The sequence below is a fragment of the Rhizobium lusitanum genome, assembly GCF_014189535.1.
GTDB lineage: Bacteria > Pseudomonadota > Alphaproteobacteria > Rhizobiales > Rhizobiaceae > Rhizobium > Rhizobium lusitanum_C.
Map to the genome: position 1 here is coordinate 1,673,937 of NZ_CP050307.1, position 12,421 is coordinate 1,686,357.

At 60.3% G+C, this 12,421-nt stretch carries 10 protein-coding genes and 2 pseudogenes; 2 read left to right on the top strand and 10 right to left on the bottom strand.

Annotated elements, in window-relative coordinates; genetic code table 11:
* Positions 1–167 precede the first annotated feature (167 nt).
* Positions 168–581, top strand: a complete 414-nt coding sequence (locus HB780_RS10805) for a hypothetical protein (protein ID WP_183689691.1) — start codon at positions 168–170, stop codon at positions 579–581.
* Between the two features lie 79 nt (positions 582–660).
* Here the strand turns inward: HB780_RS10805 and HB780_RS10810 are convergent, their stop codons facing one another.
* From HB780_RS10810 to HB780_RS10855, 10 genes and pseudogenes are all read right to left on the bottom strand, one after another.
* Entirely contained in the window at positions 661–2,163 is a 1,503-nt protein-coding gene (locus tag HB780_RS10810) for an aldehyde dehydrogenase (protein WP_183687582.1), read from the bottom strand.
* Positions 2,164–2,174: 11 nt separating this feature from the next.
* Positions 2,175–3,757: pseudogene (locus HB780_RS33490) on the bottom strand (GMC family oxidoreductase).
* Between the two features lie 84 nt (positions 3,758–3,841).
* Positions 3,842–4,141 carry a putative quinol monooxygenase gene (locus HB780_RS10820; RefSeq protein ID WP_183687584.1) on the bottom strand — a complete coding sequence of 100 codons (300 nt, stop codon included), beginning with the start codon at positions 4,139–4,141 and terminating at the stop codon, positions 3,842–3,844.
* A complete protein-coding gene (locus HB780_RS10825) occupies positions 4,141–5,655 on the bottom strand; it encodes an amidase (RefSeq protein ID WP_183687586.1) in 1,515 nt (504 codons plus the stop codon). Before HB780_RS10825 ends, HB780_RS10820 begins: the two co-directional genes overlap by 1 nt.
* Positions 5,656–5,732: 77 nt before the next feature.
* Positions 5,733–6,434, bottom strand: a complete 702-nt coding sequence (locus tag HB780_RS10830) for an ABC transporter ATP-binding protein (RefSeq protein ID WP_183687588.1) — start codon at positions 6,432–6,434, stop codon at positions 5,733–5,735.
* On the bottom strand, positions 6,431–7,159 hold the full coding sequence (locus HB780_RS10835; RefSeq protein ID WP_183687590.1) for an ATP-binding cassette domain-containing protein: 729 nt from the start codon (positions 7,157–7,159) through the stop codon (positions 6,431–6,433). Before HB780_RS10835 ends, HB780_RS10830 begins: the two co-directional genes overlap by 4 nt.
* 1 nt (position 7,160) lies before the next feature.
* Positions 7,161–8,211: pseudogene (locus HB780_RS10840) on the bottom strand (ABC transporter permease subunit).
* Complete coding sequence (locus HB780_RS10845; RefSeq protein ID WP_183687592.1) at positions 8,211–9,077, bottom strand: branched-chain amino acid ABC transporter permease; 867 nt, start codon at positions 9,075–9,077, stop codon at positions 8,211–8,213. The pseudogene HB780_RS10840 and the gene HB780_RS10845 overlap by 1 nt, the downstream one beginning before the upstream one ends.
* A gap of 67 nt (positions 9,078–9,144) precedes the next feature.
* On the bottom strand, positions 9,145–10,383 hold the full coding sequence (locus HB780_RS10850) for an urea ABC transporter substrate-binding protein (RefSeq protein ID WP_183687594.1): 1,239 nt from the start codon (positions 10,381–10,383) through the stop codon (positions 9,145–9,147).
* Positions 10,384–10,451: 68 nt separating this feature from the next.
* Complete coding sequence (locus tag HB780_RS10855; protein WP_183687596.1) at positions 10,452–11,501, bottom strand: substrate-binding domain-containing protein; 1,050 nt, start codon at positions 11,499–11,501, stop codon at positions 10,452–10,454.
* Between the two features lie 289 nt (positions 11,502–11,790).
* Here HB780_RS10855 and HB780_RS10860 point away from each other — a divergent pair, with 289 nt between their 5' ends.
* Positions 11,791–12,201: a MarR family winged helix-turn-helix transcriptional regulator gene (locus HB780_RS10860; RefSeq protein ID WP_286202914.1), complete on the top strand. Its 411-nt coding sequence runs from the start codon at positions 11,791–11,793 to the stop codon at positions 12,199–12,201.
* The last annotated feature ends 220 nt before the right edge of the window (positions 12,202–12,421 follow it).

Genomic DNA, 12,421 nt, shown 5'->3' on the forward strand with positions numbered 1-12,421 from the left:
CGGGCGGCGTAGGCCGGCAACCAGTCTTGAAATCATTGCCCATGCGCCAAGGATCGGCCACGGTATTTCGTGGCCGAAAAACGCAACCAGGTAGCGAAAAATCAACTTTACTAATATCGTATTTATTGCAACATTCCCGAATTCGAAAAATCGTTCGGGATGCGAATATGAAACGAGTTGTTGGAATGCTGATCGCTTTCGCCATGTCAGCCAGCGTGGTCGAAGCCGCATCGTGCGAAAGCAATTTCAAGACCACCGGCGTGCCGATGGTCACAGCTGTCAGCTACAAGACCTGGCAGGAACTTCCGAAGGCAAAGGCGGCAACGGTTCTGAAAACGCTTGCCCAAGCTGTTGCGGCAGAGGGATTTTCCGGCATCAAGATCGACAGGGAACTTTCAGCCATCGACGCTTATCAGGAAACTACAGGGTCCGGCAGAATTCAGACCCTCAGAGTGGTCGCGCGCAAAAAGGGCGCTGGAGTGCGCGTCGACGCGATATTCGATATTCAGGCCGGCCAGGTTACATCCAACAATGCGGTCCGAACCGGTCTTTGCAATATCGTGAATTCCGCATCGGGGTGAAAGCCGGACGTTTCCGCTTCCACATCTGGCAAGATGTAAATGAGGCGGAAACGTCGATGAGCCGTCGGTAACTATGCGCTTACCCGATCGTCGCCCAGACGCCCTTGGTCTGGGTGTAGGACGTGAGCGCATCCATGCATTTGTCGCGACCGTTGCCGCTTTCCTTCCAGCCACCGAAGGGAAGCTGCATGTCGCCGGTCATATAGCTGTTGATATAGACCATCCCGGCCTCCACATCGCGAGCGAAACGGTGCGCCTTGCCAAGATCCGAGGTCCAGATGCCGGCGGCGAGACCGAAGCTGGTGTCGTTGGCAATTGAAACCGCCTCCTCAAAGCCATCGAAAGCAATGATGCTGGCGACGGGGCCGAAGATCTCTTCGCGGGCGATGGCCATCTGGTTGTTGACGCCGGTGAAGATCGTCGGCGAAACGAAGGCGCCCTTTTCCAGCCCTGCCGGAATGCCGCCGCCGAGCACGCATTCCGCGCCGGCCTGCTTGCCGATGCCGATATAGTTCAACACTCGCTTCTGCTGGCCGAAATCCACCAGCGGCCCCATGCTGGTATCAGGGTTCAGCGGATCGCCCGGTCGATAGCCCAATTCGGCCTTTTCGCGGAAGATATCGGTGAAGTCCTTGAGGATCTTGCGTTCCACGAGGATGCGCGACCCGGCGCAGCAGACCTCGCCCTGGTTCCCGAAAATGCCCATGGCTGCCCAGGAGGCAGCCGCCTCAAGATCGGCGGCGTCGGCCATGATGACATGCGGAGATTTGCCGCCGCATTCGGTCGAGACTTTCTTGAGGTTCGACTGGCCGGAATAGACCATCATCAACTTGCCGACCTCGACCGAGCCGGTAAACGCGATCTTCTCGACGTCACGATGAAGCGCGAGTGCCTTGCCCGCCTCCGGTCCGAAGCCGTTGACGACGTTGAGCACGCCCTCGGGGCCTCCCGCTTCGACGAAGAGGCGCGCGAGAAGAACAGCCGACAGCGGCGATTGTTCGGCCGGCTTCAGCACCACCGAATTGCCGGCCGACAGCGCGGGCGCGATTTTCCACGAGGTCATCAGCAACGGATAGTTCCAGGGCACGATGCACCCGACGACCCCGAGCGGCTGGCGCAGCACATAGGAAAGGATATCAGGGGACGTGGCGCCCACGCTTCCCTGTACCTTGTCGATGCATTCGGCGGTAAACCGGAAGCAAAGGACTGCCAACGGAATGTCGACGTTCAGCATCTCGCTGATCGGCTTGCCCATGTCCATCGTATCGATCAGGGCAAATTCCTCGCGATGCGCCTCGATGAGATCGGCAAAGCGCAGCATCACAGCCATGCGCTCGCGCGGCGCCTTTCGCGACCAGACACCAGACTTAAAGGCCTTCAGGCCGGATGCGACGGCGCGATCGATATCAGCGGCATCGCCCTGCGCCACTTCGGCGATTGTCGCGCCGTTGGCTGGGTTGATGCTTTCGAACAGCTTGCCGGATCTTGCCGGCAGGAGCGTGCCGTCGATGAACAACCCTCCCTCGGGCTTCAGTTTTTCGGCTTTTTGATGCCATGTCGTATTGATGGAAACAGCGGTCATTTTCGTTCTCCTCAAGCAGCAAGTATTTTCTGGCAGGCACGCTCGGCAAGCATGATCGTCGGCGCGTTGAGATTGCCGGACACCATTTTTGGAATGGCGGAGGCATCGGCGACGTGCAGACCTTCAAGGCCATGTACCTTCATGGTGACGGGATCGGTCACGGCGAGCCTGTCGACGCCCATTCGGCAGGTGCTGGAGGGATGATAGAGCGTCGTCATGTGCCCACGGACATAATCGGCGATCTCGGCATCGGTCTCGCATTCCGCACTCGGCGACAGCTCATAGTCGATGAGCTCCCTCATCGGCGATTGGGCGAGGATATCGCGGTTGATCCGCACGCCGGCGATCATGGTCGCAAGGTCGGTCCCGCCGGGATCGGAGACGAAGTATTTCGGATCGATCGCCGGATGCTCCGTGGGATCGGCCGAGCGCAGCCTGATCTCACCCCGGCTGTTCGGCCGCTGCAGAACGCAATGAGCGGTGATGCCGGAACGGCCGCCGAGAAAACGGGCATAGTCGCGATGCGGGCTGATGGCGCCATAGAGCTGGAGGTCGGGCTCGACGCCTTCTCGGCTGCAGACATGAGCACCCGCCGCCACCCATGGCGAGGTGCGGATGCCGCTTCGATGATCACGCCACTCCGCAAAACTGTCTTCGAGGGTTTCCTCCGTCCACGCCCCGATCCCCATCGGCTCCTTGGCATAGAAGGATATCGGGATATTGAGGTGGTCCTGCAGATCCTTGCCGACGCCGGGGAGATCGTGAACCGGTGTGACGCCAGCCATTTCCAGTTCCGTGGCCGGGCCAATCCCGGACAGCATCATGATCTGGCATGTCCCGATGGCACCGGCCGCCATGACGACCTCGCTCTCCGCATGGGATGTCTCAGGAATACCGTTGACCAGGTAGTTCACGCCGATGACGCGGCCCTTTTCGATGATCAGGCCAGTGACGAGAACGCCTTTTTCAAAGTCAGGTTCGGTCGTTCAAGCACGGGGCGCAGATAGGCCTTGCCGGTCCCCCATCGCTCGCCATTCTTGATCGTGAACTGGAAGAGCCCCGCCCCCTCCTGGCTCTCACCATTGAAGTCCGGGTTGAACGCAAAACCTGCCGCCTGGGCGGCTTCGAGCCAGAGACGCTCGTGCCTATCGACATAGGGCACGTTGGCAACGTGAAGCGGCCCTTCATTGCCGTGATAGGGGTCGGCCTGGAAATCGGCATTGTTCTCGGCCGCAAGGAAGGTCGGAAATACGTCCTTCCACCCCCAACCGATGCAGCCCATCTCCTGCCAGGCGTTATAATCTGACGGCAAGCCGCGTATATAGATCATCGCATTGAGCGCGCCGGACCCACCGACCATTTTGCCGCGCGGCCAGAAGATGCGACGGCCCCGGCAGCCGGGCTGCGGTTCGGTATAGTAGCCCCAGTCGGCGCTCGTGTTGAACATCGTCACCCAGTCGGACGGGATATCGGAGGCAATCGGCGCATCCCGCCCAGCCTCCAGCACCAGAACCTTTCGCTTCGCATCCGCGCTCAGGCGATGGGCCGCCACGCAGCCGGCTGAGCCCGCACCGATAATGATCGTATCGAACATCATCCCGTTCTTTCGTTGGAAAATCGGCACATAGCCATGCGTTGCCCTGGCGCCGGCGAGCGCGACACCAGGGCATTGTCTAAATCAGGCTTTCGCCGATGCCTCGAGCGCTGTCACCAGCGTCACAGGCCCATCCAGGATCGGGCTTGCGATGGCAAAAAACACACCCACCGCATCCGAACCATTGTGGCGATCCATGGCGGCGCGATCCGTGAAGCGTTCATAGGTGGTGAACAGGCACGGATCGTCCTCGCTCTGGGAAATGAAGAAACCGAGAGTTTCCGGCTCATTCATGGCCACATGCGAGGCGACCGCCATCAGGGCGTCGCGCATGGTCGCCTCCTGCCCGGCCTTGACCCGGATGATCGCGCTGATGGTGTGCATCAGAACGACCTCCAGTCGCCGTCTGCCTCAAACGCGCTGGCCGCACGATAGATCGTGCTCTCATCGTAGTCCTTGGCGATCAGCATCAGCCCAACGGGCAACCCGTTGGCGAGGCCGCAGGGTATGGACATGGCCGGATGGCCGGTGACGTCGAACGGGCTGGTGGAAGCGGTCATCTCGAAGGCGCGCTCGATGATCTCGGACAGCGGCGCATCCTTCTCGGGCAGTTTCGTTGCCACGCAAGGCAGGGTCGGCATCAGCAGCAGATCATATTCACCGAAGACCGCGTCATAGGCAGCCTTTGCCGCGATGGCGATGTTGCGGGACTTCGCATAGTAACGGCCACGGTAGTGAGTAAGCCCCCACTGACCAACCAGCATGCACAGCTTGAGGGTCTTCGACAGATCGTCGGCCCGGTTCCGCCAGGACGAATGCGCATCCAGCAGACCGACGTCGTAGAGTCCCTTCCAGTTGAAGCCCATGCCATTGCCGTGCATCATCTGCACCATGAAGCCTTCCAGCGTGATCGGGTTCCAGGCCGCAAGCGCATTGAGATGATCCGGGATCGAGACCTCGGAAATCTCGGCGCCGAGACCGGCCAGACGTTCGGCACCTGCCCGCACCTTGTCGGCAACCGCGTCCTGCATGTTCGGCGCGACAAAGCCTTCCTTCAGCAAGCCGATCTTCAGACCCTTGACGCCCTTGCCCAGGGCCTCGGTATAGGCCGAAACCTTTGGCGCATATTGGCGCGGATCGAAGCCGTCGGCACCGGCAAGCACTTCCAGCAGCAGAGCATTGTCGGCGACCGTCGCGGTCATCGGCCCGGTATGGTCGATGGTCGATTCGATCGGCATGACGCCGGTATAGGGAACGAGACCATGCGTGGCCTTCATGCCGTAAATGCCGCAATAGGAGGACGGAATCCGGATCGAGCCGCCCTGATCGCCGCCGATTGCCATGTCCACTTCGCCGGCCGCCACCAGTGCCGCGCTGCCCGAGGAAGAACCACCAGCCGAATAGCCCATGCGATGCGGGTTATGCACCGGGCCTGGATCGGAGGTATGGCTGCCGCCGGAGAGGCAAAAGTGCTCGCAGACCGCCTTGCCGACGATGGTCGCGCCGGCATCGAGCATGCGCGTAACGATGGTCGCGTCGGCCGCCGGCACGAAGCCTTCTAGCGTAGTGGACCCGTTCATCATCGGAACGCCGGCGAGCGCGACATTGTCCTTGAGGGCGACGGTTCGTCCCTTGAGCTTGCCTTCGGAAGCGCCCTTCACCTCGCTCTTGTAGGCCCAGGCTCCATATTTGTTCTCCTCCAAGCCAGGCTTATAGCCCGGAGTGCGCGGATATTTGGCCGGTGGCAGGGGATTGGGCAGCGAGTCGACCACATCATAGGCATCGAACATGCCGCCCATCAAAGAGTGATAGCTGGCGGCCTCCTCGGCGGACATATTCATGTGCAGGCTGGAGGCCAGCTCGACGACATCGGCGACGGTTGGACGGGTAATGGACATGCGTCATCCTTTCTTGTGAAGACAAGCGTTTCAGGTCGGATTTTCAGTGGGAACAGAGCCGAGGCGGCTCCGGTAAACTAGACGGGGGCCATGCCTACCTCCCCGGACAGGATGGCATCCCGATCGATTTCACCGGTGATGCGTCCCTTCTGGATATGCAGGATCCGGTCGGACAGCGAGGTGATGAATTCGAGGTTCTGCTCGACGACGATCAGCGACAATTTCCAGCGGCTCTTCAGCGCAATCAGCGTCTCGATGATTTCCTCGATGATCGATGGCTGGATACCCTCGGTCGGCTCGTCGAGGAGGATGAGCCTAGGCTTGGTGCACAGGCAGCGGGCAAGCGCCAGAAGCTGTTGTTCACCGCCGGAAAGCGCCCCGCCGCGACGGTCGAGCAGGCGCACGAGACGCGGAAAATCCTGAAGAACGGTATCGATGATCGATCGGTCCTCCTTCCGGGCCGCCACAAGCCCCATCCGCAGATTTTCATAGACGGAAAGCTCCGGAAAGATTTCGCGCCCCTGCGGCACCAGCCCCATGCCGAGCCTCGACCGCTCGAAAGGTTTCATCCCCGTCACGTTGCGGCCCGAGAATTCCACCGTGCCGGCGGTGGCGGGCAGATGCCCCATAAGAGTCCGCATCAGCGTCGTCTTGCCCATGCCGTTATGACCAAGGATGCCGAGATACTCGCCCTCCTCCATGGCCATGTCGACGCCTGCGAGGATCGGAATCCGCCCATAGCCGGATCGCAGGTCCTTCACGTTGAGAAGCTGTGTCATGCGACCACCTTCTTTCCGAGGTAGATGTCCCGAACCCTCTGATCAGCAAGTACGCGGTCGATCGTGTCTTCCACCAGCACCTTGCCCTGGTGAAAGACCGTGACCTTCTTGGCGATCAGCTTGATGAAAGCCATGTCGTGCTCGACGACAATGATGGCGCGCGACTGGTTGATGTCGCGGATGATCTCCGCGGTTCTGAGCGTCTCTTCGTCCGTCATACCAGCGGCGGGCTCGTCGAGCAGGATGAGGTCCGGCTCGGCGGCGAGCACCATGCCGATCTCGACCCATTGGCGCTGGCCGTGCGACAATGTCGCGACGACCCTGTCGGCAAAGTCGCTCAACCGGATCAGGGAAAGCACGCTCTCCACCATCGGCGCGAGCCCCCTCGGGGTCGCTTTTCGGCGGGCCGCCATCCAGATGTTTTCGCGGACGCTCAACCCGTTGAAGACGCTCGGAACCTGCGTCTTGATGCCGATCCCCATGCGGGCGATTTCATGCGGGAGCTTTCCCGCGATCGGCTGCCCCCGGAAGGCGATCGTCCCCGATGTTGGCGTCTGCTGGCCGGTGAGCGACTTGAAGAAAGTGCTCTTTCCGGCTCCGTTCGGGCCGATCAGGCAGCGTAGTTCCATCTCCTCCAGCGTAAAGTTGATGTCGTCATTGGCGACGACGCCGCCGAAGCGCATGGTCAGATTTTCTGTCTTGAGAAGCAAAGTGGGCTCGGGCATGTCACTTGGCTCCCACAGGCTGGGTGGAGGATGCCTGCGCTGGTTTTACCGATCTCGGCTCGATCTTCGGGACGAGACGCAACAGAAGGTCGCGGACGGTCGGCACCAATCCTTTGGGCAGCAGCAGCACGAAGAAAATGAGAACCGCACCCAGAACGAGGTTCGAATTCAGGGCCTGCTGCGAGCCGATGGCGGCAACGGCATATTCAATCAATATGCAGCCGATGATCGGGCCTAGCAGGGTGCCAAGACCGCCGATGGTGATCCAGATGATGATCTCGGCCGACAGCGACAGGCTGAAAATCGTCGGCCCGACGAAGGCGCCCCAATTGACATAGAGGGCGCCAGCCAATCCGGCGACCGCGCCGCCGATCACGAAGGTCACCAGCTTGATCAGCCGGGGATCATATCCCAGCAAGGAGGCGCGGACCTCGTTTTCCCGGACGGCGACCACGACGCGGCCGAATGGGCTCGCCAGAATGAGGCGCAACAGGAGATAGACGGCAATCAGCGCCCCGCCCGTCGCCCACCATGATTGTTCCGGCGACAACGGGGTCGAGGGATCGAAGGGCATGTTGAAGGTCGGCACCGCCGGGATGCCGTTGAAGCCGCCCAGCATCGCCGTCCCGATGTGATACTCGTCTCCCGACGTCGAGTTGATGACATTGAACAGGATCAGCGTCACCGTCAGGGTGATGACCCCGAGATAGACATCGGAGATCCGTCCGTAGAACACGAAGTAGCCGAGCAGCGCCGAAAACACCGCAGGAATGAACACCGCCAGCATGATGCCTTGCGTGGAATCCTGGAAGTTAATGGCGGAGATTGCATAGGCGTACCCGCCCAGCCCGAAGAAGGCCGTCTGGCCAAAAGACAGGATGCCGCCGAAACCCCAGATGAAGGCAAGGCTGAGCGACAGCACCGCCATGGCGGCAAACAGCGTGAACTGCATCAATGTAAAGAGTTCGAGCTGGCCGGGGGGCAATGGCGACGGCGACAATGGCGACGAGAACGGCCAGGGTCTGGGCAATCAGGCGAAGACGCGGCGTCATCAAAGGTTCCCCTTGAAAAAGCGCCCGGAAATGCCCTGGGGCAGCAGCCGGATCAGGATGATGGCGGAAGTGAAGACGATGACTTCGCCATAGACGGGGGTGGTGAGATAGGCGCCGATCTGGTTGATGGCGCCGAACAGGGTCGCTGCCGAAAGCGTCCCGGACAGGATTGCCGCGCCGCCGCCGACAACCGTGATGAAGGCTTTGGCGACATAGGCGCCGCCCATGACCGGCGTAACGCCCGAGACCGGCGCCAGCAGGCCGCCGGCCAGACCGGTAATGGCCGCTCCCGCCGCGAAGGTCGTCATGTAGACGCGGGCCGGATTGACGCCAAGCGTGTTGGCCATGGCCGGGTTCTGCATGGTGGCGCGCGCGATCAGGCCGAACCGTGTGTAGCGCATGACGGCGTAGACCAGCGCCATCATGATGATGGCCATCGCCAGCAGGAACAGCGTGTAGTAGCTCGACCGGTAGGCGCCGATGGAGAAGCCGCCGAGCGGCGTGGGCACGCCCTGGATGGTGTTACCGAAGATCGTCGTGACGATGCCGATGATCAGCAGGCTCAATCCCCAGGTCGCCAGCATGGAATCGACCAGCCGTCCATAGAGGAAACGGATCAGGCAGCGCTCGACGACGAGCCCGACCAGCCCGACGAAAAGCGGTGCTACGACCAGCATCGCGATCCAGATATTGACGCCCGCATTGGCGGAAATAACCGTGGCATAGGCGCCGAGCATGATGAACTCGCCATGCGCCAGATTGATGATCTTCATCATCCCGAAGATGATCGCCAATCCCAGGCATAGGAGGAACAAAGAGGCCGTGCCGTTAATGACGTCGAGCGCCACTATGATGTAGATATCCAAAATCGAGCTCCTTTCTCGCGAAGACTGCGGATTGCGCAGGTGTTGCCGCGCAATCCGCCGGCGGGTTTTAGAAGCTGATGACGTATTGCTTGTTGTCGGCCGGGTTCTTCACCAAATCGCAGACGCTGGCGGTGTCGAGCGGCTTGACGTCCGGGAAGCTCTCGAGAACGCTCCACTTGCGATCCTTGACCTCTGCGAGGAAGGCATTGCGCGTGGTGTGATGGGTGGCGTGATCAAGGGTAGCGGTGCCGGTCGGCCCGGCGAAGGAGAGGCCGGATTCCAGCGCGTCGACGACCTTGGCACGGTCGATGCTGCCGGCCTTGCGCACGCCTTCGGCCCAGAGCTGCGCCCCTTCATAGGTGGCCGCGGCAAGCTCGCTGATATAGGGCGTATCTGGATGGGCCTTCTTGATCTTCTCGACGAAGCTTTTGCTCGCGGGCGTATCGAGTTCCTCGAAATAACCATAGGCGCCCAGGATGTTCTCGCTTTCCGCCGCGTCCAGCGTCGTCGGCTCGTTGACGAGGCCGAAGGTGGTGGAGGCGATCGGGATCTGTCCCTTCATCCCCGCCGAGGTCCACTGCCGATAAAAGGCGGTGTGGTTGCCGCCGACGAGAGCCGACAGGATGAGATCGGGCTTGGCCGCCTGGATCTTGGAAATGGTCGGGCCGAAATTAGTGACATCGAGCGGGAAGAAGTCGATCGAAGCGACCTCGCCGCCATTGTCCTTGACATATTTGGTCATCCACTTCGCGGTGATCTGACCGTAATTGTAGTCGGCGGCGATGATATAGACCTTCTTGCCGGCCTTCTTCATGGCTGCGGGCACCAGTTTTTCGACGGTCTGCGCCGGCGTCGTGCCTGTGCAGAATGTATTGCGGTCGCAGACGCCACCCTCATAAAGCACATTGTAGAAATAGAGTACCTTGAAGCGGTCGAAGGTCGGGCGCACGGCCTCGCGCGAGGCCGAGGTGATCCCGCCATGGACAACCGCAACCTTGTCCTTCAAGGCCAGTTGCTGGGCATATTGCGAATACATCTGGATGTTCGACTGCGTGTCGTAATGCACGATCTTGACCGGCCGGCCAATAAGGCCGCCTGCCGCGTTGATCTCATCGGCCGCCAGTTGAAGCGCATGCACCATCGGTACGCCGGATGCCGCGATCGGGCCGGATTGGTCGTGCAGGCTACCGATCAGGATGGGGTTGTCTGCACCGAGGGCCGAATGACGAAGGATCATGGGGGCGGTGAGAAGCGTGGCGGAGGCGAGTGCGGAGCGATGCAGAAAGCGGCGGCGAGACAGGTGCATAGAAGAGTTCCCCTTGTTGCTTATGGCGGGGATAGTTAAATCCGCAATATTTGAAAAATCAAGTTATTTTATACGCCGGCGAGAATCTTAAAGTCGTAGCCGTCCAGGCGCGCGACATGCACGGGATGGCGCCCGCCGACCACTGCTTTCGGCTCGCTGCCGCGGGCGGTGCGTTGTTGTACGATGCGTCCGTAGAGGCGCGCGAGCTGTCTGGCATCGAATCCACCGGCCTCCTCGACAAGGGCGGCCAGGGAATAGATGCCTTCGTAGCAGGATTGTCCGAAGGCGTTGGCCGGCGGCGGGTTTTCGCCATAGGCCATATGATAGCGCTCCAGGAAGGCGCCGTTGTTACGGGACCTGATCGATGAAAAATAGGCCGAGCTAACGTAGAGATTTTCCGTCTCGTGCGGCGCGAGGCCATAGACGATCGTCTCGTCGATTGCCGAGGTGAAGCGCAAGACGCTGGGACCCAGGCCCGCCGCACAAAAGGCCCTGTTGAAAACGATGGCGTCGGAACCGAGGAAGTAGGGAAGGACAACATCCGCGCGCGTCGTCTTGATGCGATCCAGGATTTCATCATAGTCGTGCACGCCGACGGGAACAAAGCCTTCCCCCGTCACGACGCCGCCTGCGCGATGGATAAGTTTCCGCGCGATGGACAGGCTCGAGCGCGGCCAGACGTAATCATTGCCGCACAGAAAATAACGGCGGGCGCCCTTTTTCTCCGAAAGCCAGTTAATCGCCGGAGCGAGGAGTTCGTCGGCCGTTTCTCCGGTGGTCATGACCTGCCGCTCTGGCGCAAAGCCTTCAAATTGCGGGGTATAGACAAACGGCACCGTGTCATTGGTCGCGGCGGCGACGGCCTCGCGTGCGTAGCTCGGCAGCATGCCGATGATTCCATGAACGCCGTCAAAGCGGATAGCGTTCGCGGCCGCACGGCCCGCCGTTTCGCTTGTCTGTCCGGCATCGATAACCGAAAGCTCCACGGGCCGACGCAAGATCCCGCTCGCACGGTTGAGCTCGTCAACCGCCAAGCGACCGCAAGCCTCCGCAGACGGCGCCCATAATCCCGCCGAACCACTTTGTGGAGTGAGCAGACCAAGCCGAATCGTGAGCAAGACCTTTGCCTTTCATCTTCTTCGCTTCGCCAAGGCTTTATGAAAGCAGGAAATGTGCCAACCGTTCCCGACTGGCCTTTTGCACCCTTCGGACTGTCGTCGACCACTGCAAGCGGCCTGATTTGGGCCCCCTGAAGGGCGACGACGCCGATTGTGCACAAAAAATGACGGGGCTCGATGCTCAGTTGTTAAGCATAATGGCCGGTCGACGGCTTGATCATTTGGGCTTGAAAATTTATATGGAAAGGAAAATATTGAAAATGAACATATGCACGCGAGGATCAACCAAGTGCAACTGACGCGCCTCATATGCGGCGTCAACCGCAAGCTCGAACAGGCCATGGAGGCACATCTGAGACCGGTTGGCCTATCCATAGAACAATACAGGATCCTGGAAGCACTCGACGAACATGACGGCATGTCGATGGGAGAGCTGGCAGCCAGGGTTTTCGTCGATTCGCCGACCCTCACCAAGATCATCGACAAAATGGTCGCGTCTTCCGACGTCTATCGCGCTCCCGACGCCAAGGACCGGCGCAAGGTCCTCATTTTCCGCTCTAACAAGGGCAAGGAAATTTTTCTGACACTACAGGGCCTCAGCACGAAGGCCCAGCAAGACGTGATGAACATATTGGGCCAGAAGGAAGCGGCCGATCTTTCCAACCTCCTCTCCGAGGTTTTCCAAAAGCTGGACCAATAGGCGTTGCGCGCCGAAAATACCGCGATGTCTCCGTAAATAGTTTTCAAGCTCTGCCCATTGACAGATAGCCGCCCCGCGGCAATCATTCGTATACAAACGAAGGGCGATTAAGACCCTTGGGAACAGAGCGATGACTATCTTGACAAAGTGCGGCAGCAACTGCTCGGTTTCGCATCGCCTCCCGCCATCTCGGGAGATGACGATCCATTCCATCGCGCTT